Annotated in this window: 10 protein-coding genes; all 10 read right to left on the reverse strand. The window is 43.2% G+C overall.

The window, feature by feature from the left end; genetic code table 11:
* Positions 1–9 precede the first annotated feature (9 nt).
* Positions 10–894: a metal-dependent hydrolase gene (locus CXF93_RS11210; RefSeq protein ID WP_101062596.1), complete on the reverse strand. Its 885-nt coding sequence runs from the start codon at positions 892–894 to the stop codon at positions 10–12.
* Positions 895–1,243: 349 nt separating this feature from the next.
* Positions 1,244–15,979, reverse strand: a complete 14,736-nt coding sequence (rtxA, locus tag CXF93_RS11215; RefSeq protein WP_101062597.1) for an MARTX multifunctional-autoprocessing repeats-in-toxin holotoxin RtxA — start codon at positions 15,977–15,979, stop codon at positions 1,244–1,246.
* Positions 15,980–16,001: 22 nt separating this feature from the next.
* Positions 16,002–16,463 carry an RTX toxin-activating lysine-acyltransferase RtxC gene (gene rtxC / locus CXF93_RS11220; RefSeq protein WP_101062598.1) on the reverse strand — a complete coding sequence of 154 codons (462 nt, stop codon included), beginning with the start codon at positions 16,461–16,463 and terminating at the stop codon, positions 16,002–16,004.
* 17 nt (positions 16,464–16,480) lie between these two features.
* On the reverse strand, positions 16,481–16,825 hold the full coding sequence (locus CXF93_RS11225; RefSeq protein WP_101062599.1) for a peptide chain release factor 1: 345 nt from the start codon (positions 16,823–16,825) through the stop codon (positions 16,481–16,483).
* Positions 16,826–16,909: 84 nt separating this feature from the next.
* Positions 16,910–19,108, reverse strand: a complete 2,199-nt coding sequence (locus CXF93_RS11230) for a type I secretion system permease/ATPase (protein ID WP_198551647.1) — start codon at positions 19,106–19,108, stop codon at positions 16,910–16,912.
* The gene (locus CXF93_RS11235) at positions 19,108–20,493 is read right to left on the reverse strand and encodes an HlyD family type I secretion periplasmic adaptor subunit (RefSeq protein WP_101062600.1); all 1,386 of its coding nucleotides are present in this window, start codon (positions 20,491–20,493) and stop codon (positions 19,108–19,110) included. Before CXF93_RS11235 ends, CXF93_RS11230 begins: the two co-directional genes overlap by 1 nt.
* Positions 20,493–22,628 (reverse strand): peptidase domain-containing ABC transporter, encoded by a 2,136-nt coding sequence (locus CXF93_RS11240; protein ID WP_101062601.1) that lies wholly within the window; start codon positions 22,626–22,628, stop codon positions 20,493–20,495. Before CXF93_RS11240 ends, CXF93_RS11235 begins: the two co-directional genes overlap by 1 nt.
* Positions 22,629–23,062: 434 nt before the next feature.
* Entirely contained in the window at positions 23,063–23,392 is a 330-nt protein-coding gene (locus tag CXF93_RS11245; protein ID WP_101062602.1) for a hypothetical protein, read from the reverse strand.
* 449 nt (positions 23,393–23,841) lie between these two features.
* Positions 23,842–24,420 carry a tellurite resistance methyltransferase TehB gene (tehB, locus tag CXF93_RS11250; protein WP_101062603.1) on the reverse strand — a complete coding sequence of 193 codons (579 nt, stop codon included), beginning with the start codon at positions 24,418–24,420 and terminating at the stop codon, positions 23,842–23,844.
* A gap of 177 nt (positions 24,421–24,597) precedes the next feature.
* The gene (locus tag CXF93_RS11255) at positions 24,598–25,218 is read right to left on the reverse strand and encodes a hypothetical protein (protein ID WP_101062604.1); all 621 of its coding nucleotides are present in this window, start codon (positions 25,216–25,218) and stop codon (positions 24,598–24,600) included.
* Positions 25,219–25,408 lie beyond the last annotated feature (190 nt).

The following is a 25,408-nucleotide window of genomic DNA, read 5'->3' on the forward strand; positions in this document are numbered from 1 at the left end:
CACAAACAACTAACTTGCCGTTGTGATCATCTCTAAGTCTTGTTCTGACTTTAGTGTTAATACAATCTTAATCGCGTTATATTCAGCCAAACTTTGTACGTGTGAACCACCACAGGGCATCGTAATACTTTCCCCTATACCTAAATCACAACACCAAAAGCGCGAGTCTGTAAGCGCATCACCTTCACACTTCATTACCACAGGTGCTTTAGTCGCAAGCCAAGTTGCCAGTACGTCATTAACTCTAGCTTCAATCTCAGCTAGATCAGTCAACATCTCAGCGACATTAAGCCCGCGTTTTTTCAACGTTTTACCTAAACGGTAAGTGTCTGTTGATTGGTTTTCAGAAACTAGACTTAATTCTTGTGCATACGAATGAAAATCACGGTTGTTTAACGCATCTTTACGCGATGCATCTTTGCGCCAATAAGCTTGCTCAAGTACTTTGTTTAATGCAAAAGAAGCTAAGTGCCCTGCACTATGGCCGCGGCTTAATGCGCCTTGATAGTTTGCATCAACAATCAATTCAACGTCATCACTAAGGTTTATCACTGCATCAAGCGCTAACTCGTGCACAACAACAAAATGCCAACCTGCTTCACCACGTTTCACTGGAATATCTGCGCCTACGTGTAATTTGTTATTTTCAATATCAAACGCACCAGTAAGACAATCAATCACAGCGTATTTAGTACCAGCCAATACTAAGAAACCTTTGTCTGCAGGATGATCTGGCCAAATATGGCTAACTGGGTGGAAAGGTGTATTTTCAGTTACGACATAAGAACCTGTGTCTGTTTGTTCAACCCATTGAACTTGAGTTAAAGATTGGGTGATTTCTTGGGTAAAAAGTACCTTGGTAGGGAGTACTTGATGAGTTAAAACTTCAGACATTTAAATTCCTTTCAAACAGTAGAATACTAATAACGGGAATAATACCACTTACACTCAATATTTGCTGATGCATTAGATAGTGGCGAAGTTATATGCAGATTTAAAGTTTGCCACCATTTATTAACACTTATGCATGATGGTCTAAAATATAGAGGTTTTGAGCATTGACTAAATCGCCACCAGCGAGGTGAATAAAATGAGTTGATAGTGAAGAACGTTTCTGTAATGCAATTTAATTTAAATGGGGACATAAAAAAGAGACAACCTCAAAAATGGGGATGTCTCTGTATAATATTTAAAAGATTTGATGCTTAGCAGCGCAATAAATTACACTGCTAATAATATAAAGTTACGCTATATTGCCAGTCCCTTTATTCACATTACCCCACGCTAACGCAATGTTGTGTTTTGCACCGTTATCTAATTGGTCCATAAACCCAGCATCACCAGCTGATGGTTCAAAACCACTCATGGCCTGTACTAAATTATCTACAGCACCATTCGACAACGCAGTATAATCACGTTCCCCTGATTCTTGCTTGGCATCCATGCTGATCACTAATTTAGCTCGGTTATCCGCGAAGTAGTCAGTGAAGGTAACCAAGCCGAGGCTTTCAAATTTAGCCTGTGCCGAAGTATAATCAGCCTTACGGTTTATCTTGATCTGTAAATCCTCACCGCTGCGCTGCAGCCACAAATCACTCCAGTTCACGTTATTAAAGACAATGAAATCATCTGCAGAAATGTCTGTAACCTGATTGTCGATTACATTAACATTGACCATAAAGCTGTCAATTCCGGCGCCGCCTTGGAAGTTATTACTATAACCACCAAGAACGAGTAGATCATTACCTTCGCCACCATCTATCTCACTAAATTTAGAGATAGATGCTGCGATTAAGTGATCATCATCAGCGCCAGCGTCAATCACTGCGTGGTAACCCATCAATTTGATAACATCGTTGCCCGCTTTACCGTCAATCCGATTATAATTACCGAACACGTTCGAGAAGTCATCACCATTACCTAAGTCGATCTGATTATTATTACCAATCGTAACCACATAGTCTTGACCATCACCAGCCTGTACAGAATTATAATTACCTGATGTTACAACATAATCTCGGCCTGAACCGGATTCAATAGTCCCTCCTTCGCCGAAGACAAAGGCTTGGTCATTACCATCTCCCATAAACACATGATTAATACGACCAGCAACAACAGCAGTATCATCACCATCACCACCGAACATCGTATTTTCACGGCCCATTAGCACGCCCATATCATTACCTTCACCACCAGTGAAAATATTTGACGTACCAGTTGCGTAATAAACATCATCACCGCGACCACCCCAGAAATTATTATTGTCACCGAGATAAGCGCCGAGATCTTTACCGTCGCCACCCCAGTTGAAATTATAATTACCCAGAGATACATTCACATCACCATCACCTTGCAGATGTCCGCTATTACGAAGGAAATCAAACGTTGCCTCCTTCATATTAAGCAGATCTGCAGTCAGGTTACCTTTCAGATTGGTCACCAGAGATTTCATTTCAGACTGTTTATCTGCACTAAAAATAGTGGCAAATAAGTTAGGTAAATTAAGCGCATTGAATCCAAACGGACGCTCTTCTTTCCCTGCAACTTCATCTGTTGTTACAGCTTTAGCCTGAGAATCTGTTTCAGCATTAACACTGACCGTTGCTTTATTTTCCAGTTCTTCCGGTGCTTTGTCTTTTAAACCATGACTTTCAACAAACGAGTTGAGGCCATCCTTACCCATATCTAAGCTTGATTTCAAGCTATCTAACAATGTCGACGGATCAATGAATGATTTCAGTTGTTCGCCACCAAATTCAGCAACCACTTCCACCATTTCAGTCAGTATAGCGACGCCATCTACAGCCTCGCCATTACGTGCAACTATTTGACCATCAGCAGTATAATCAACCGCAAAAATATCAGCCAATGTAGTATCAGCGCCGACGCCAGCAAGTTTACCCAACAGCTTATTTTGTAACTGACGAGGTAAGTCTTGAGGGTTATAAGTGAAGGTTGTTCCCGCTTTTCCTGTTGCAGAGAACTGCTGAGTCATCAGGCCGAATAACGAACCGAGGTTAGTATCGAGAATGGACTGAATATTATCACCGAACATAAAGTTCCAGTTACCAGTCGTTACTTGAATATCAGCGCCTCTGCCACCTACAGCTAGGTTAAATGCCAGCTCTTCATTTTTCTGACGGAGCTTATCTGAACGGCTCATCTTACTACTGTCTGAACTCTTATTACCGCCTAACCATTCGTTATACTTCTTGTTCAATGTTGCTTCAGTATCACTTTTCAGACCACGGCTACTACGTTCGTGCTGAGAATCCAGATTAACTAAAGTTGTATAATCAACACTGCTGGTTTGGTCCAGACCTGACATATCTTTAACGTATTTACTCACACCCGATAATGTCCATTGACTGCCCTGAGCGGCCAACCAATCCTGATCTTTCCCTGATGCAGAAATACTCTGAAGTACACCTGAAATACGCGCTGCACCATCAAAAGGATTAACCAATGGCGGAGTTGGGATTGATTTGTCCATCATCACGATCAAATCATTACTGCGTCCCATATTGAAGCTCACATTACGGTTACCGATAAACATTTGCGCACCTTCCAGTGCTTGGTAACCGCCCATGTCGACGCTATGTTTGCTATCACCGTTACCGATATGCACCATCACGTTATTATCACCAAAGGCCAGCGACTTGAAACCACCAGTACCGACTTTAATACCGACGTTTGATGTGCCCCAATTGAGCGCTGTAAATTCTCCATCACCGACGTTCACTTGGATGTTGCCAGAATAACTCACTTTATTATCCGATTTATTCGAGCTACTCGTTTCAATTTTATCTTTGCGCTTTTCTGGCGCAGTAAAGACATCGTCATTATCGGCAATCGCACCACGAGTAACACCATCGTTTTCATTTAAACCAACGCGACTAAGATCAATATCACCTTCAGCAATAGTGTTACGCACCGTTTCTTCTCGAACAGTAACGTCACCCTGATCATTCCAGCTAAGAACAACTTTGTTGTCGACCAGTTTCTTTGCCCATTGATCATCTGCATCACGCGTATGCTTATGGCCAGTTGAATCAATAGCGACTTCGCTACTGCGCGCAGAAACATCAGTACGAATGTCGCTTTCTGCCATCGCAGTAATAAACGTTTTAGCGAAACCTTTCTGCTTATCTGTACTGATCAACGAACAACCGACAATACTGATATATTCAGGTTTGCTGTTGATTTTTTTCGCCTGACTAAAATCATCGCTAAACTGTACCAGATTAGCCGCCAGTTCATTTGCACTATAACCGCTTAATCGCGTATTGTTATTGTCGCTTGTATCTCTGCCATGGCCGACAATTTGCCAGCGTAGTTTGCCCGATAGTTGTGACGGATCACCATAAACAACACGATACTTACCGTCAGCATCAAGCTGTACAACAACACTTGAATCAGGATGTTTACCCGCTAAATTAGCCGCGGCTTTTGCTGCTGTCGGATCGTTTTCAGTCTGAATAATAAGTTGACCATCAAAGCGAGTATCACCACCGTCATTCTGTGGTGTTACGGTAACTTTATCCCAACTTTCAACATTATTTTTTTGCACCTTACCATCATCTGAATTCAGACTGTTGGTAAATTCAATTTTAGCTTTATTGAGTACATCACCATAAATAACACGCTGACTTAAATCGTCAGCCTGCGCTTTGAACTGGTTCGTCTCACTGATCTTCAAACCAGGTAAATCAAGACGGTGTGTAATACCAGGAACAAAACCTTCAATACCTTTATGCGATTGCAAATGAGCATTACCGTAGATAGCGACGAATTTCTCACCAGTCGGTAAACCTGAAAGCGTATCTACAGCAACATTATTAGCCGCACCAGCACGATACATCAAACCATGTTCTGTACCTTGGATAGTCGGACGAGTGGTACTGTTTGCATCAAGTGCAACAATACGCAACCCTTTCGCACGCGCATTTTCAAATAACGAGATATCAAGATGCTTAGTTTTCAGCATGATGCGTAGCTCAGAAGACATATCACCACTTGACAGGTAACTATCAATTAATGGCTGAGCAAGATCCGCACGTAAATGCTCTAGGCCAATAACAGAAACCCCTTGTGCTTTAAGGGCATCCATCTGCTCGTTGACAAAACGTAAACCATTGACGTCGCTACCATGGCTTTCGCCAATCAACAGGCCATTACGTTTTTCCAACAACAGTGCTAGTTGTGCTTCCACACTGGTTGCAGCTCCAAGCTGACTGTTTAACTCATTCAAAGCGGTACCAGAATAACGCTTATCCCAACCTGCAATATCAGTATCATGGCTGCTGCGATAAATTGATTCTATTTGATCCATACGCTGACGTTCAAGTTCAGCGATATAATTTTTATCCGCAAACTTATTCAATAAGATCATTTCAGCAGAGCCTGCTGATGTCGGATCGGATTTTTTAGCCGCTTCCTTCAGGAAGTAAGCAGCCATTTGTACCGATTCAGTACCAGTCTGATCTTGCAGTTCTTGATAGGTGTAACCCAAGTGCACCGTCTTTGTGCTCTCATCAATAACAGCTTTAGTGAGTAGACCTTCAGCTTGTGCTTTCTCTAGAGTCTGCTTAAAATCAGCATACTGAGAACCAAGTTCAACATGGAATTTTGCTTCAAAGCCAAGATCAGATGGTATATCACCCTGATAGCCATTTTTAGCAGACAAATACGGGTCTTCCTTCGCCCAACGAACCATCAAGTCCGTCAATCCCAAATTCTTACCGTTTGCTTCTTCTTGAGCAATGATATAGATACGCGCAGCAAGCTCAGGACGAGTCTGAGCGATTTCGCTGATACCCTCTTTAGCTACCTGTATATCACCGTTAAATAACGCATTCGTTATCTGCCCTTTCAGCTGATTAAATGCTTGATTTCGGCCTGATGCCGGATTCGCTTCAACATAAGCGTCAATTTGTTTATTCAGTTCAAAACTAGCCGCAATTTGGTCACGGCCCGTAGTGCGATGCACAAGACCAACTTGATCCAGAATTCTCTGGTAAGACACACCGATAGGTTTAGCAAATACCTTGGCATTTTTCTTAAGCTGATCCTTTGTGAATACCTCTGATAAATCCGCAGAATGCTTAGCTTTATTACCTAATGACTCAAGCTCTTCTACTGTTTGAGGTTTAGCATCAAATAAACCAGATACAATTTCCTTAGCATACTGACTCATCAAGCGATTACTTGCTTCATGTCCATAGAAGGTGTTTTCACCTGATATCTGATAACCATCCGCAGCAAGCTTGGCACGTAGTTTTTCACCTTCGTTACCCAAGCCTTCATTATCCGTTAGCAACATGATCGGCGTCTCTTTCGGTAAACCTTTTAGGTTCTTCTCTACCGAAAACTGACCATTAACTATTTTAGACAATGCTCCGACGATACCCGCGGGGTTTACCACCTCATGTGCCGTGATCGCCTTCGTCATGCTTGGCATTGGACGATCTAGTAACAAGCCGGAAACAGCCTGATTATTCTGTGCTGCAAAACGAGCTAAATCAGCCGCAATCGGTCCTCCGAGCGAGTAACCATGAATAATGATATTACTAGGATCGATACTTTTGTCATTAACCAAATAGCTGAACATCGTACGAGCATCTTGGTAAAGGCCTTTTTCATTAGGGCCACCATCACTTGCACCGTAGCCACGCATATTAACAGCCAGCATATCAATGCCTTGCTTCTGATAATGCTGACGGATTGCACTCGCCTGCTCTTCAGCTGAAGAACCCGAACCATGTACAAACAAAACCACCTTCTGAGAAGCATCTTGAGCCTGCACAGTATCTTCAAGCGTGTTGCCATGATGATAATAACCACTCAATCGGCCTGACTCACCTTTCAGCGTCACCTTGTCTGACTTCCCATCAGTTACGGCGTGATCAAGCAGGGTTTGGGTGATGTCGCCAATTTTTCGGCGAGCATCTTTACTTCCGTACAATTCATTATTGAAGAAACGAGTCAACGGACTAAGTGATGTTTTCTCACGTGGTGGTTTCCCATCATTTTCCATGACGACGGATTCCAGCACATTATCTTTACCGGACAACGCGTCAAAATCATCAATTGAATGACGACTTTGCTTCTTCGCTGCGATTTCCAGTTGAGCTTCCTGCAGCGCCTGACCGTAATTAAACAGCGCTGTTGGCGTCCAGACACCAACATTCGGCGTCCAAGTATGACCAATCAACTTATCCGCGCCACCGGCTTTCAGCACTTTTGCAACAGTAGTTGAACAGTTCTTGGTCAGCAGCTGATAGCGGGTATCTGGGTCATTGCTGATCGTATTCCATTCAGCCTGCATTGCCGCAACGTCCAAACCCTCTAAATTAATTCGGAATACGCGTCCCAAATCAGCTTCTTGAGTTTTAAAGTTATTAATATCTTCTAGTGCACGATCAGCAAACTGGCGGACCACATTGCCAATACGTTTTTCCATTAATACCGTATCACTGCTTGCTTGAGCTTGTTTTTGCAGTTCCTCAGCAAAACGTTTAGCTACGTCCATCATGTCATAACTAGTATCATTCCACTCATCGACAAACCGTCGAGAAACATGCTCTGGAATACCAGATGTCTCCAACATATCAGGGTTCATCAAGGCAACCATCGTAAATGCTTCAGAGATATCCTTAAACTGGGCATCAATGCCTTTAGCAATATTCAGTTTTTCTATAAAACGTTCGAGTTTGCGATCTCCATCTTCCATACCGAAGTTATCATTTTCTTCAGACACCATGTCATGCTCAAGAGTGTCGTTTTGGTGTGCTGGTTGACTAAAATCACTCTTACGAATTTTCAGGTCTGGGTGTTCAGATGTGGCTATATTGAAAATATCGCTAATCTTCGAAGACTTGCTGCCCAGCGGCCACCAGCTCACATAGTTTTTCTGATTAAAATCAGGAGCATCTTGCGCATCTACTTGAACCCGGCCTTGTCCGATCTGCATTGCTGCATGACCAAGAGAACTGTGATCACTCGGCTTCCAGATAAATAGAGTTGCGCTAACTGGAGATATTTGTTGTTCAATAGCACGGTGTATTTTTTTCAGTCCTGCGACATCAACACCCTTACTATCTTTAGCAAGATCATTTTTGTGCAAATCATTAAAGACAGCATCAGCAACAGCCTGACCATATTCCTTAGCAACCGTAACTTTAAGCTTATCTGCCGCTAATTTACCACTTGCAAGCTTTTCAGCATCAGTAATGTTTTCTTTACCCTTGGTAACAAAGCCACCATTAACATCTATATACAGGTGTTTGCTATCGTTAACATTTGCATTATCAAGTTGAGCATAGAGCTTGCTGAATGCATCCTGATAGACAGTGTTATCATCTACTTCAATGTTTTGACTCACCTGAGATAACAGCACGTTAAGAGCTGGCACTCGTCCTGAATCAGGATGCCCTAGCAAATAGCCTTCAACTTGTTGACGCAGATTAACCATCGCATCCAGTTCAGAATCGACGTTTTCGCCTGAATCCGCATGGTAATGAGCAAGTGCATCAATCACTTTTTGGTAACTCTCACCTCGGATTTTGCCCTTGACGTAAGCCGCCTCAAGCAGATCCGCTACAGACATCAGCTCTGTTTTAGGTTTATCTTGCGACACGCTTTCAGTATCGAGTGTAACCTCTTTATTATCTCCTGAACCCAGAGATTCCAATTCTTCTGTGGGCATAGTCGTTGTACCCAGAGGCACGCCCGCTTTCGAATGAGCGTCATCACTGACATGTTGCGTTGTTATGATTGTCCACTGTTCCGGAACTTGTGATCTTACCCACTCAGCCTTGTGATTAGCTGAAGCACTACGCTGAGGATTCTTCACTGGTGGTAGACCTTCACTCTCACGATAGGCTTGATACCAGATATCGAAGTCGTCATTGCCGTTAACCAATTCGTTGACCTTTGCAATAATGGCTCTTCGGTTGATCGAATCAAACTGATCAAGCACTTTCACGTCAAGTTTTGCCGTTGATTGAGTCTTTGGAACATAGTCACTTAACTCATTTGGTACGGCACGAAATTCAAATAAGATCGCTGGTTCTGGAGATTGAGCGCTGCCGGTTGTGGCATTATTAATAGCGTGTCCTGCAACCTCACCACCATACTGAAAGTACTCAAAAACATTCTTTGCAAGGGTGTCAGAATGAGTCGACTTTAACTTTGCTGAAATCTGCTGTCTGACATACATTGAATCTTGCTTACTAAGAAGATCCAACATTTTCGCAGGTCTGGTTCTAGGTAGTATTTCCCATGCATTTTTAACTTTAGGATCAGTCAGTCCCTGTGCATTAGGCGTAAATCCTTCCGCTACTGGGTCCCAATCGTTAATATAAAGTCCATACTCTTTTGCTAAATCAGCGGTCTTTGAATAGATTGAGGTTAGATAAGCAAACACATTTTTTGCTGTCATCGGGTCATCTAGGGTCACATTATTAGCAATCTCAGAGAACTCATCTTGTAAGCCCGACTTATACCAACTAGCTGATTCCAGAAGCTTCAATTCAGGTGATGAACTCATACCAAACGCTTTAGCATTCACCGCCATTGTCGCTTGCTGCCCGCTAGGAGTCATACCAATAGTTTGGCCATGAGCTTCCAAAGCAGTACCATTACCAGCAGCAACCAAATGATTAGAGTTCGAAATAACCAATGTAAAACGGTTATCTTGACTGACAATGTTAGACAAACTCTTGTGGTTTGAATCGTTAATATGGCTAGTAAATTCTTTGGCTAACCAAAGCATTGCCTCTTTACGACTTTCAACCGCTTTTTTATCACTAGTTTCGCTTGGGTAAGTAACTAACTCAATGGTATGAGTCTGCCAATTGCTGACATCTTTAATATCTGAGATGCCCGCCGGATTACTATAACCGCCCTGATTCATGTCTTTAGTTAACATAAATAGAGGGTTACCTTCAGCGTCATGTACATAGCCAAATTTTTGTGTCGAATTTTTCGGTAAAACAACAACTAAGCCGGACAACTCATTTTCAATACCGATTGAAGTTGTATCAAAATGGCTATTAAACTCAGGCACAACCTTAGATCTTGATTGCTGTAAACGCTGGTTATCTTGTTCGCCGCTAAGACCATCAAGATTAACTTTTGCGTAATCAATTGTCTCGCGTGTTATGTGGCCTCTATCACCTACTACGGTTTCCACCGTAACATCACGACTACCAGTATGAGTAAACATCTCCGTCACTGCGGAACCTGTATTATTCGGGCGAATACCAGTATTAATTTGTAGGCGGTTAACAGCTTCCTTAGCACCCTCCAACGCTTCTAACTCTTGCTCCGTCAAGCCTTCACTATATCGCCCATCAGCAGCAACTTCAGAATGCGCGTCAACATGACTTGTATTTTCAGCCGCAGCTTGCGCTTCATATGCTTTACCAGAAAGACCGCTTCCTGAAGCGCCATTACGATCCGGTTTGTCATCTTCATCTTGCTTTGTACCTTTCGCATCAGCTTGGGCTTGCGAAGATTTATTTTGCGCGGCTGAACTATCTTGTTCTCCGCGTTGCTGCGCTTGATTACTGTCAGCATTGGCGTTCGTTTTAGCCTGCAGCGCGTCTTGCTGGTTAACTAAAGCTTCATCTTGTCGTGAATTGGCATTGGCTTTAGCATCATTAATGTCATGCTTTGCATTAGCTTGGTTTTCTTCACCTTTAGCGACACCCGATTCAGACTTAGCTACAGCAGCTTGTGTATCTTGCTGATTTTGTATATTTTGCTGAGCCGCTTTATCAAGCTGCTCATTTGAATTCGACTTGGCATCATCAAGTTTGCTTTGGACGTTATCTAAAATTCCACCAGCAAAGTTATCTCTCCAACTATCACCGGATTCACCTTGGTAATTATCTTGACCATCAAGCGCATCAAGCCCTTGGGTCAGATCTGTCAGTTCTTTGGTTATGTCTCGTTGTTCTACAGCAAGCGCTTCACGTTCTGCTTGACCATTGGTTTTCAATGCGTTTTGATCGGTCGCTTCGAGCTGCTTTTGAGAACCGGATACAGCCGCTAATTGTTGATCTTTCTCTTGCTGTAAACGTTGCGCATCGGCTTCCGCTTTTTCTTTGTCATTCTGGGCATTCGCTGCGGCTTTATTTTGCTGTGCGTTGTCACTGACTGCACTGGTTGCCGCTATCTTCTCTGATTTCGCAACCACGTTATCCAAAATATAGCCAAGGCCATTACTTTCGCCTGTGCCTTTAAATTCGATTCTGTTATTACCGGTCTGAGCCGTCAGTTGCAATGTTTGCTGCTGCCAGGTACTTTCATCACCAGAGGCTGAGAATACTATGCTGCCATTCCATAGAACCTGCATACCATGCCCAGCAGAAAGGCCTGCGCGTTGAACGAAATCAAAACTCAGTAAAAGTACTTCGCCACTTTCCAAACTTTGAATATCTTGATAAATAGTGGTATTAACGTTGCTAGCAAGTTCATTAACAATAGCACCATGACCTGTATTATCGACACCGTAAACACTGCCTGAATACGACGCTTCAATACCATTGGTCGACAGCCAACCTTGAGCACCTTGTTCAAAATCTCCGTTAGCGATCAAGTTTGGATTTTCTGTTGATTGCGCATCTTCGTCGACATTTAATTCGCTTTTCATCGCCGCAACATCTGGCGTTTCGACATCTGTAACACCGCCTGACATGCTATCACCAAGTTCACTGCCAACCTCTGCAATTTCTTCCATTTGGAAGCCATTGAGTTTAGTTATCTCCGGAGTAGCAATTGCTCCGCGGCCTTTACGGGAAGCCGATGTAGAAGCATCATCACCCTGCACCAAGAAATTGATGCCCTGGCTGCCTGCCATGCCTAATACCGTCTGTTTGATATTATCGAATAGCGAAGACAGTTTATTACTCTTAGTATTACTTGATGCTACAGACAAGCTATAGAAATCGCCGTTACCAATTTTAATGGCAACATTATTTTGGGCATAAGAGGCATTAATACCTAAACCGTCACCGACTTGAATATTCGCATTAGCTTTACCTTTCATCACCGCAACATTGAGGCCATCACCCACTTTAGTGTTGATGTTGTATTTACCCCAAGCAACATTGACAGAAATACCATCACCGACTTTGGTATTGATATTCAAATCACCATAGGTTGCCGTTACGCTTAAGCCATTACCAATAGTCGTAACGATATTCGCCTTGCCTTTCGCCGCTGTGACTTGCATACCGTCACCCACTTTCGTAACAATATTACCTTTACTCCATAAGGCATTGAAGCTGTCACCATCACCAATTTGCGTAACAATATTAGCTTTACCTTTAGCTAAGACAACATTACGCCCGTCACCGATTTTGGTGATAATATTCGCTTCGCCCCAAGCACCAGTGTAATCATCACCATTACCGACATGAGTAATAATATTGGCTTTACCATGAACAACAGAAACCTCTTGTCCGTTACCCACTTTGGTAATGATATTGGCTTTACCTTTGGCAAAGTTATAGCGATCGCCATCACCAACATGCGTCAGTATATTTGCCTCGCCCCAGGCTACATTAAGGCCAAGTCCATCACCGACTTTAGTAATGATGTTGGCCTTGCCTTTCGCAACGCCAATGGTCATACCATCACCAACGTGGGTCATGATGTTACCGATCTTAGAAATCAGTAGACCAACTGTCGTACCATCACCGACTTTGGTTAAGATATTCCCTTCACCAAGCATTACAGCAGCTGTAGTACCATCGCCGACATGCGTTACCACATTCGCCTTAGCAGCAGCAACTACCCCCATAAAGCCGTCACCCACTTTAGTAACGATATTTGCTTGACCAAGTGCAAGAACGCCGCTCAGACCATCACCTACATGAGTCATGATATTGGCTTTACCAAACATCGCAGCAAGCGTCGTACCATCACCCACTTTGGTCATGATATTCGCTTCACCAGCTAAAATGCCGATACTCGTGCCATCGCCGACATGGGTGTAAACATTAGCCTGACCTACCATCAACGCTGCGGTTAAGTCATTACCCACTTTGGTCAAAATATTGGCCTGGCCAATCATAGCTGCAAATGTATCACCGTCACCAACATGAGTGAAAATATTGGCATTGCCCACCATCGCTGCCATGGTCATACCATTACCAACTTTAGTCGCAATATTGCCTTTAGCTAACATCAGCGCAACGGTAGTGCCGTTACCAATGTGAGTAAACACATTCACTTCTGCGATCATCAGCGCTAGTGCATTACCATCGCCTATTTTGGTAAATACATTACCCAAACCGCCCATCAGTGCCCAAGAATAACCTTCACCGACATGCGTAAAGATATTGGCAGCACCGACCATAGCGGCAATGGCGGTTCCATCACCCACTTTAGTAAATACATTACCAACTGCGCCCATCACGCCGAGAGTCTGACCATTACCGATATGGGTTAATACGTTACCCAGACCAAGCATGATCCCGGTAGTATTACCGTCACCAACTTTAGTCAAAACGTTAGCGCCACCAATCATTACACCAGTAGTGCTGCCATCACCGATATGGGTCAGAACATTACCTCCTCCAGCCATAACCGCAAGTGCATTACCCTTACCTTTTTTGGTCAACACATTTAAGCCGCCAAGCGCAACTGAAGTTGTATCAGAGGATTGCTCATCGCCACTAATGTGAGTAATGATGTTAGCGCCACCGATCATACCGGAAGTCAAATCACCATCCCCAATTTTAGTAAGTACATTAGCACCACCAACTAAAACAGAGGTAATATCACCATCGCCTACTTGAGTCATCACATTAAAACCACCAGCTGCAACCCATGTTCCGCTGCCATTACCGATTTGCGTATGCGTATTATAACCACCGAACATAACGACTCGGCTATCGCCATTGCCTTGCTGTACAGAAATATTACCGTAAGCAAGTAAATGAACTAGATATTCACCATCGCCAACACGAACCAGCACATTGACTAAACCGCCAGCCCAAACATCCATCTTACCTTGTTTACTTTGATGGACGAGTACATTACCTAGACCTGCACCATGAAACGTTAGATCGCCTTGTTGGCCGCTCTTAACAATCACATTTGCCGCACCGACACCATTAAATTCGGTATTACCGAAGTCAGAGCTGTGGGTTATCACATTGGCAATACCTGCACCGTCAAAATACACGTTGCCACGCGTCACATTAGACTTGATGACATTACCGCCACCTGCGCCAATAAAGCGTACATCTCCAGAACTCTCACCACTGTCTGTCGAAGCATCAATCAATGGTTTTTCACTATACTCCTCCATATCAGCGACTTGATCGGAAGTGACCCTCACAGAATCAACACGGTACTGCAGATCGCTGAGCGAATATCCAGCATGCCTATAGCCATTACCCGCAGAGATATCTTCGTTCGCAAGGTTCGCCGTATAGTCGCCGGTTTTATACCAAGGTGTTGCTCGGTATTTCAGTTCTCCGCTCTTTGGATCATTAGCCAGCTCTACCACCACTATTTTGGTGTATGGACCCTGTAATGAAGCATAAATATAAGTATTTGCTTTACTGTTGGACTTAACGGCCTGTACATCAATCTTCGTACCAACAGTAGAAATAGAGGGGCCGCCCATTTTACTATCAGACAAGGTAACATCAGCTGCATCAATGGAAGTACCGCCTGCGTAAGTGATCCATTCGTATTCCGTCAGATTTTTTTCTATCGCGTGAACGGTTACCGATTGCTGATGCTCAACTTTCAGCTTAGAAAGGGTATAAGCACCGTTGATATTAAGGTTCACAAAACCGTTCGCAGATGAAATCTGTTGATCTGCTAAATTTGTTAAGTGATTGCCCTCTTTATACCAAGACGTTGCGTAGTAACCGAGCTTTCCGGTAATCGGGTCATTATGCAATCTAACTTTACTAATTTTGGTATACGTAGAGTCGGCAAAAGCAAACAGGTAGGTGTTATCCTCTGTCGTTGATTTAACACCGCTTACGGCTTGGCTTTCTTGGATCCAGCGACCACCTAAATCCGCACTAGTTAGTACAATTTCATCGGCGTTAGCATTTTCTAAGCCTTCCCCTGCGAAATCATTTTTAACGCCCTTACGGGTGATCTCATTATATGCACCAGCACCTGAGAAATTGATATTACCGTGAGCGACATCCGAATAAATACTGTTGTAACCACCGATCCCTTCAAAGCGAATATCACCTCGGGTTTCACTGTAGACATCATCAGCCTGACGGGTACGCTCGATACGGTTCGATGCACCAGCACCTTGTAAAGTAATATCACCCACCTTGCCTTTACGCACTAGATGGTTATCGGCACCTGCACCTTTAAAAGAAATATTACCGGTTTCTACTCGCGAGCTGATGCTGTTTGCTGCACCGATCCCATTAAAACTGACATCACCGCGAGAGCCTTGATAACGATTGAACCAGGTACGGTCCAGCTTATTACCGGCACCAGCGCCCGCGAAATACAGATTACCTTGATTGGTTTCATGCCAAAGACTGTTATAACCACCAGCCCCCTCAAATGTGACATTACCGCTCAAACCCTTACGAGTCAGACCATTATAAGCGGCAATACCACCATACTTAACATCGCCATGATTACCGGTATGGTCAATAGATACCCCACCAGCGGCTCCCGCAAAAGACACGTTACCATCGCCATTTTTATTTATGTCTGCATAGCCTGCTGCACCATAAACACCTAGATTACCTGTAGTGTCTTCAACTTTTAGATAAGCAGCGCCTGCATATACGTTATCATTGCCGCTACCCGTATACACTGTGGCTCCGATAGAACCAACAGTGATAGTATCATCGCCCCCATAAGCCTTTATTTCTCCGCCAAATCCAATCGCAACAATGTTATTGTTACCATCATCAGCAGAATAATTTCCCGTAAAGAAGTACTCAACACTTCTCCAAAATGGTTTACCCATAGCAAATCTCTTTAATGTTTATTTAAATAGAAAACCACTGCACACTTCGAGTGCAGAGATTGGTTTGTGTATCTAACTTACCGCGGACAGTACACACTTTTTGTCCTTTCCACGGCAAGAACACACGACGACGAAGATCGTTTATAATCTTGCGTCCATGACCGAATGGCGCAATCATTTCTGGGATATAGATATGCTCGCCAGAATTCCAATCCGAAGGCAAGAGATCTCTTGAACCAGAAAGTAGCTCATCTCTATTTTTCTCAGATAAAAACGCCCAATTACAAAAAGCAATTGGGCGGCCTTGGTCATCTTCGTAATAGCAAAATTGATTCAATTCAAAAGCCGGCATAATACGTTGTTGCCATTCAGCAACAACGTAAAAGCGGTGCAAAGGAGAGTGCTGGCTAAGTACCATCACCCCACCAATCATTGACTGTATTTTTGAATAATCAAGCTTTGCTGGTTGATAGTTAATCTTCATATATCAACCCCTTAATGTTATTTTTTGCTGCGCGCAATTGGCTTTTTTGGTGCTGCTGACACGGTTACAGGTTTAGAAGCAGGTTGTTCTTGCGTCGGCTCTGCGGGTAAAAAACCAGCCGCAACTAGCTTGTCAAATTCAGCTGCCATACGCGGATCCTCAAGCATGTTTTTAACCATAGAAACCATATACATAAAGCCAGAAGCTGGCATATGTACCACTTGTTTCAATTCCAGATCAGTATCATTCTCAGCCATCACACCATTGGACATATTTTGTTGATTCTGTCCAACGAAATACAATGAAAAAATACCTTTATTGTAATTAACACTTGATACTGTTTGTACGAAGTTCTCAGTCATAAATTTACTCTCTTTTTAAAATTAAAAATTACCGCGGACTACTTTTTGAAGTCAGTCATTGGCATACTTACAGCCTATAAAAGGCTACGATGCTACTTGCAGATTCCACAGATTGGCGTAGGTGCCATCCTGATCAAGTAGCTGCTGGTGCGTTCCTTGCTCCACTATCTCTCCTTTATCTATTACCAGTATTCGGTCCGCATAGCGCAGTGTATTCAGACGGTGAGCAATACTGATCACGGTACGCCCTTGGGAAATAGCGTCCATATTTGCCATCACCGCAGCTTCAGACTCGTAATCTAAAGCGCTAGTTGCTTCATCAAGCAGTAAAATACCAGGATTTGTAAGCAGCGCTCGAGCCAGTGCAACCCGTTGACGTTGCCCGCCAGATAAACGACCGCCTTTTTCCCCTACTTGTGCGTCAAAGCCTTCTGGCTGTTCGCGAATAAACTCATCGGCGCCAGCCAGTGTGGCAGCCTGCAGAACTTGTGCATCGCTGGCTAAGGGACAGCAAAGGCGGATGTTTTCAGCAATAGTGCCGGAAAAAAGCAGGCTCTCTTGTAACACCACGCTCATATTACAGCGCAGTGCCACGGGATCGGCAATCGCTAAATCGATACCATCAACCAGCACCTGTCCGTGCTGAGGAATATAGAGACGTTGCAACAATCGGGTCAGCGTTGACTTACCAGAACCCGAGGGTCCGGTAATGCCGATAAACTCACCGGGTTTAATATCAAGATTAAGGTTGCGTAACACTTCCTGACCGTCAGCATGATAACGAAATCGCACACCACTGAATCTCACGCCACCAGCCAGCTTAGGTACAGATGCTAGACCGCCACTGCCTTGCTCCGTATCTTCATCAAGAATGTCACCAATACGGCGCAGTGAAATCAAAGTATGTTGAAAGTCCTGCCAGATCTGGGCAAGGCGTAGGATCGGCTGTGTCACATTGCCTGCCAACATATTGAATGCAACAAGTTCTCCAGGCGTTAATAAGCCTTGCATCACTAGCGTAACGCCCCACCACAACACTAATGCCGAGGTCAATTTTTGAATCAAGCCAATTCCTTGCCCCGCCAATATTCCGATCACTTTGGCGCGAAAAGAAGCGCGTACGAAACTGGCTAATTGACGCTCCCATTGGCGTGAAAAAGCCGATTCGGTAGCCGTCGTTTTGATGGTTTCAATACCGGTAACCGATTCAATCAAAAAGGCGGTATTATCTGCACTTAATTCATATTCTCTTGTTACCCTAGCGCGAAGTGCCGGCCCGACAAGCAGCCAAAAAATAAAATACAGCACCAAAGAGCCGATAACGAGCCAAGTTAGCTTAGCGGCATACGTAAACATGACAGCTAAAAACAGCCCAACAAAGGCTAAATCCAATACCATGCTCAATGCGGAACCCGTTAAAAACTGACGGATTTGACTCATTTCCCGAACTCGCGCAATAATTTCACCCGTCTGACGTTGCTGAAAATAATTAAGCGGTAAAGTAATCAGATGCTGGTAAAGCCGACTGGATAATTCAGAATTAGTCTTACTGGCTAGATTGGCAAACAGCCAAGCACGAAGAAAACCGTAAACAGGTTCAAATACTGCCAGTACCAGCATCGCAATTCCGAGCACCTGTAAACTGGAAAGGCTACGGCTGACCAGCACTTTATCAATAACATTTTGAAACAATAACGGCGTCACCAAGGCTATTAACTGCAGCATTAAAGACACCAACAGCACATAGCGGAACTGCGAAGCATGCTTACGAATAGACGGCACAAACCAAGCAAAACCAAATTTTGTTTTTTTAGGAATATCCAACGCTTCCGCCAGCAGTATTAACTCTCCCAGCCAGCACTCATTGAACTCCTGCCGTGAATACTCACAACGATCGGCTTGGCCCGGTATAAATACCGTAAGCGTATCGCCCTCAACCCGTTCCAATACCATCCAACCTTGCGTTGTCAGCATTAATGCTGGTAAAGGTAACGCAGATAGTCGGTCTATAGTCGAGTTTGTTTGACGAGCCCGTAATCCCAGCCAAAGTGCACAACGACATAAATCGATACTGTCTGCGACCCCTTCCCTACGTCCCAGTTGATGAGTCAATTGCCCAACATCCACAGATAATTTAAAGTGACCAGCGGCTCTACTTAGCGCAACCAGACCAGGATCTTCGACAGCATCGTTAGCTGGCATATGGTATGCAGCAGCATTTTGTACAGGTGTATGGTCTACAGGTGTATCCGCTACTGGCACCAATGTTTCGATAGCAGCCATTATCGTTCCTTCATCGCTTCAGACTGATACTGCTGCAGAGGGCTAAGCAGGTAGTCAATCACTCGCCTATCACCAGTACGGATCTCGGCATTAACACTCATTCCTGCCTGCAGCGGCACCTCTTTATCTTCAACTAGAATAGTGCGCTGTGCGATCCTTACGCGCGCTGGAAAAACTAAACCAAGTTTCTCATCCTTCACGGAATCTCTAGACACATACGCCACCTTGCCAGCGATGGTCCCGTACCGTGTATAAGGGAAAGAGTCGACCTTAATTTCAACATTTTGTCCGCTATGCACAAACCCGACATCCTTGTTGAGGATCTTCACTTCAATTTCTAATACCGCATCATCAGGCACGATAATCATCAACGGCTTAGCAGCCTCTACAACACCACCGAGAGTGTGCACAGCCAACTGCTGTATAACACCGCTAACCGGGGCGAGCAGACTTTGCAGGCGGAATTTTTCCTGTAATTTAATCAATTGTTGTCTCATTACCGCAATTGAAGCTTGCACCTGATTAAGCTTGTCATAATACTCACGACGGACTTTCGCCAAATAACCGTTACGCTGTTCCTGTTTGCTGCTATATTCAGCTTGAAGAACATCAATCCCGGTGTATTGCTGCGACAGCGAGCGATCTATTTCTAACTTTTCTTTTTCTTGTTCCAGCAATACCACCCGCGGGATCAAATTGTTTTTTGCTAAGGTACGCTGAGCATCTAAACGGTTGTCAATATTTTCAGCCAATTCACCCAAGCCTATGATGTCTTTTTTACGCGCCTGTTGATTCGCTAAATTAACCTTCATCTCACCGTTGATACTCTCTACATTGGCTTCGATTTCTGCCCATTCACTGCGTAAATGCGCACGCGCAACACTTACTTGTAGTGGGCTAATACCTGTTGGCACAACAAAGCTATTTAACGGATCGTCACTCAACAACGCCTGCAAACGGGCTTGCTCTAGTTTTTTAAAATTTAACTGTTCTTGGATCTCCTGGATCCCCGCTTTAATACCAATAGGATTCAGTTCAATCAACACATCGCCTTTTTTGACCTGCTGACCATCACGGACATTAATAGCAACCACCTCTCCCGGTTCAATTGATTGGATCACTTTAGAATGGCTGGACACCAATAAACGTCCGGCAGCACTAGCATGGATATCTAACCTACCGATCACCGACCAAATCAGAGTCAACAGCAGAAGCAAGGTCAATGCTAGCGCCGTACGTCGTGTCCAAGGTGCTGGCGGACGTTCTACAATTTCTAAATAGCCAGGTTGAAACTCATATTCATCACGAGAGCGCTTAATATCTGCAGCCTCATTACGCTGTGCTTTCAACGCTTGACGAATTGTTCTTAAGTGTTTGATAAACATCAGTCTGTTTCCTTACGTAATTCCTGCTGTAAGCGCCATAAACGGGCATAACATCCCTGCAGCGCTAATAACTGTTGATGACTACCAGATTCAGTAATATGACCTTTTTCTAGGGTTATGATGCGGTCGCAATGGCGCACTGTTGATAACCGATGAGCGACAATAATAACGGTTCGACTGCGGGATATTGCTTGCATATTCTCCTGAATGATCGCCTGTGACTGATCGTCAAGCGCACTCGTTGCTTCATCAAAAATTAGAATTTTAGGATTGGCCATTAATGCCCGAGCAATCGCGACTCGCTGTCGCTGTCCACCTGATAATGAACTTCCGGCTTCCGCTAAAATAGTGTCGTAACCAAGTGGAAGTTGTAAAATGAAGTCATGCGCGCCAGCTAACTTCGCAGCAGCCACTACATCTTCTAAACAAGCACTGGGATCTTTTATCGCGATGTTGTTACGCACGCTACGGTTGAACAAGTAATTGTCCTGTAACACAACACCTATTTGGCTGCGCAGGTAATCTGGCGCTAGACTGTGCAGCGGTATACCATCGATGAGAATACTGCCGCTTTGTGGGGTATAAAGCTTCTGCAACAGACGTGTTAACGTCGACTTGCCAGAGCCCGAGGGACCAACAATACCTAAGCTTTCACCCGCTTGGATATGGAGATTGATATCACACAGTACAGGGTCAAGATTAGGTTGATATTTAAATGAAATATTCTGCATCTGTAACTCACCACAAAGTACAGCAGTCGGGACTTCAGTGCCCTGGTCCTGCTCTACTGGCAGGTTCAGCATGTCCCCCAACTTGTCCACAGCAACGCGGGTCTGTATAAATTGTTGCCAAAGTTCAACCAGTTTGGCGATCGGTTGGCTAACATGCGAGGTCATCATATTAAATGCAATCAACTGACCAATAGTCAGCTCTAATGACATCACTTCATTTGCCCCAACCCAGATAACTGCCACCCCCGTGACTTTCTGCAACAAGGTGACAATATGGCTGATCACCCCGTTTAATGTCTGCGTCTGAAAGCCAGCGTCGACCATTTCTTGAGTTTGCAATTCCCAGCGTCGCTGCATGCTCGGCTCTACCGCTAAGCTTTTGATCGTCTCAACACCGCTGACCGACTCATTTAAAAATGAAGTATTCATCGCCGAAGTCTGAAACTGGCGTTCAATACGTTCTTGCAAAGGGCGGGTACTTAGCCAGGCCAGTACAAAATAAAAAGGCAGACTTGCTAGCACAATGCAGGTCAATAGCGGCGATAACCAAGCCATGACACCGAAGAACACAAAGGTAAACATAACATCGACGCAAAGGGTAAGCATCGAACCAGTCAAAAAGTCACGAATACTGTCAAGTTCCTGCACTCGGGTAATAATCGCGCCGACTTGGCGATGTTTGAAATAAAGGAGCGGTAGGCCAAGCAGATGACGAAACAACTTAATGCCCAGCTCGATATCAATACGGTTAGAGGTATGCGCAAACAAGTATTCTCGCATCCCCTTCAACACAACTTCAAAAATACCAACAATAACCAGCACCACCACCAGCACGTCAAGAGTAGATAAAGCGTTATGGACGAGCACCTTATCCATAACTACTTGAAAAAATAGCGGCGTTGCTAAAGCGAGTAACTGTAACATCAATGAAAATAGCAGGACTTCGGCAAGTAACTTACGGTGGCGGACAAACTCAGGAATGAACCAAGATATATCGAAACGCAGAGCTTCTCCTTGTAACGTGATCACCACACCTCCCCACTGAGCCTGTAATTCATCGATACTTAACAATGTCGGGCCAGAAGCTTCTGGAGACTGAATTAAAGCCTGGTCAGCAGATATTTTCGCCAGCACCACATATAAACCATCACTATTCTTAAAAGCCAAAGGCAACATTTTTGCTGATATTTTGGCTAGCTTTAATTTAGAAACGCCTAAATTAACATCGTTGGTTTTAGCAAACTGCTTAATGATTTTTTTAAGAGATAAGCGATCATCAAATTTTTCACAGGGCTTTGCCTTCGCTCCCGACAACTGCAACAACAATGCTGAGCATGCTAGTGCCGAAGCTGTCGTTGTATATTTCACAGATGAATTAAGGTCGCTACAGGTAAGATTTTGCATAAAATTAATATTCGCCCACTGAATGTCTATAAACCATTACAAAACTAAAAATAATTACAATTAAACGTAAATACCCATAAACATTAATAAAAAACAATAAAGTTTAATAAAATACTGTAAGGGCGCGTAAAGTATCGTAAAGATCTCTTTTCAGCTACATATCCCATTGATAAGTATGACACCCAGTCACGTAAGTGTGATTTAAATCACACTTCGTAGATGTGCCGCCCAAGTAACGCTCAACATTTGAACTATATGTTTTTATTAGGTTTTAATTTTAAAATTCATCATTACTTATTTATGGGTAGTGAGGAAGGTAGCGACTCAGATTATGCACTGCAAGTGTTGAAGAACTGGCGTGTATCATTAATGGAGAAGTTATTGTTGCCATCTAATTGACCACGACTCTGAATCCCAGATTCAGTTTGCGTTAGTTAAAACATGTATTTAGACGCTGCGATATTGATACCATAATCTTTTCGTTTAGTTTCAATATTGATGTTATCAACAGACATTGATTTTCCATCTGTTCTTATGGTTAGTTTTACATTGTCGCTTAATGTCAGTAGATACTTTGTAACATGCTCTTCTAAGGTTCCATTGCATTCAAAAAGCTCTGTTATGGATTCAAAGTTAGTCACTTTTCTTAGTGTTTTACTGTCATCAAAAAAGATCTCTGCATTTTCGAAATCGTTTGTTTGTTTGTTTGTTTGTTTTAGAATATTAAAAATTAAATCAGTTGATTCAGTAGTAAAGATTATCATTGTTTCTTCCTTTTATTTTTTGACAACCTACCACGGAGTATTGTTGAGCTAATATTCTATAAAATACTTAGTGGTGACAACCCGTCCGCTAATCGATCGAATTGCACACTACAATTATAGAAATCAGGTGTTTGTATCACGGTTTATTGAGGTGGGAGCGCTTATACAGAAGCTAACTGACATGAACGAGATAATAATTACTGACTTTTTGTATCGCTTTGTAACGTTTTGTAACGCCGAAGGCAAATTCGATTAAATGATAACTTTCAACGTTTTATAAATACCCGATATAAGTCGCTATGGGGAAGATACATCTGCTTAAATCTGAAAACTAAAAGACCTCAGTGTTGAGGTCTTTTTTGAGAAGTGTTCTAGCTTACATCGACATATTTATAGGATGCTACTGATTTATCTACAGAATAGACTGTAACAATTAATGTCTTATTTTTTTAGCTAGGTTTACGTGCCAACATGGTCGCAAACTGTAAATTCGCACCATTGTGCATAGTACCAACATCTTCATTGTACTTAATCAGTTCCCACCCTGCATAAGCCTCAGGCAACTGTCCGGTATTTAGGGTAAAAGGAAACGGAACTGGGCACGGGTGCTCTTCCGTGCTCATGGCGCAAACAATCAGGTTATAACCGCCGGGCAGAGTACGCTTGTGCATATCAGCAATAATAGCATCGACATTCGCTGGGTTGATAAACATTAAAGTTACGGTACAAGAGATAAAACCATATTTTTGAGCTTCGCCATTACCTAGGCTTGCGCTGTTAATGTCGAGCACCTGAGCTTTGATATTATTTATCCCTTCTTGCTCAATAATTCTTTGCAGCGTATCAATTGCACTTGGGTTTATATCAATGGCGGTAACGTTAAATCCAAGCTGGCCGAGATACAAGGCATTACGCCCATTCGAACAGCCCATATCTAATGTATCGCACGGCTCAATAATTTTACACGCCTCGACTACTTCACTATGCGCAGGATTTAAGCCGTAACGACTATTTAGATCAATTGTCATGGTAACCACTTTAATATTTTAAATGAGGGTTATTATCTTACTACTGATATTGCCCAATGAAATTGAGAATAGTCATTTACATCGTTTTTTCTGACTAGTTATCCTGAACATAGGTAATGTGCTTGTGATTGATAAATTTTATTTCGCTCTGCCTGTCAATTTTTCAAATGTGCGGAGTTATAGTTGTTTCCGATAAATCCCCTCAGTTCCATCAACAACCTGAAAACCCACTTTGAGCAAGTACGCTCTGTGTTCCTGCGTCGTTGCTTTCGCCATCAGAGTATTAACGCCCCTGTGTTTGAGTTCATCAGGGTGTGACTCATAATAGTAATTCGCCAATTTAAAATCACGGTATTCCGGTGTGACATAGTCCAATAGCACAGACAACACACCTTGTTCATTATTATTCCCCACTAATACACCCGCTATGCTGTTATTCCTCAGCATATAAAACACCATATTGGCTTCTCTCAGTTCATCTACAGATGTCTGCCGTTCTATTTCCGCCTGATTTGTCGAAATAAAATGCTCAAAATATTCAGAATCAATCGATGCAACAATTAACTTGAACTGCTCCTCAGTCGAATGAATTTGCCATAAAAAGTAAACATTGATCCCGGCAATCCCCAGATTCATAATCATCGTCGGGTAAGAGTCAATAAAATAGGCGAACACCGCAAACAAAATACAACCAATGAAGTTAATTACCCTCAGCTTTATAATTGACGTCATTGTCAGAGAAACAAGAACGACTAACGATGCCAGATAACCAAACCACTCTACCCAATCAAAATCCATTTCAATGTCCTTATGTGTTTGTTTACTATAAAGGTAGCATTGAATTGGCAGACTAAGCCATTAATCACAAAGATGTTCCGCAGCTAACCCCGATTGCAAAGAATAATAAGGCTATTAAAGTAATGGATTAGAGTTAAATTTTAAATGGTACAGATAGCATTACAGAAAGTATGGTGGAACGTCTTAACTC

It is taken from the genome of Moritella sp. Urea-trap-13 (genome assembly GCF_002836355.1).
Taxonomy (GTDB): Bacteria; Pseudomonadota; Gammaproteobacteria; order Enterobacterales; family Moritellaceae; genus Moritella.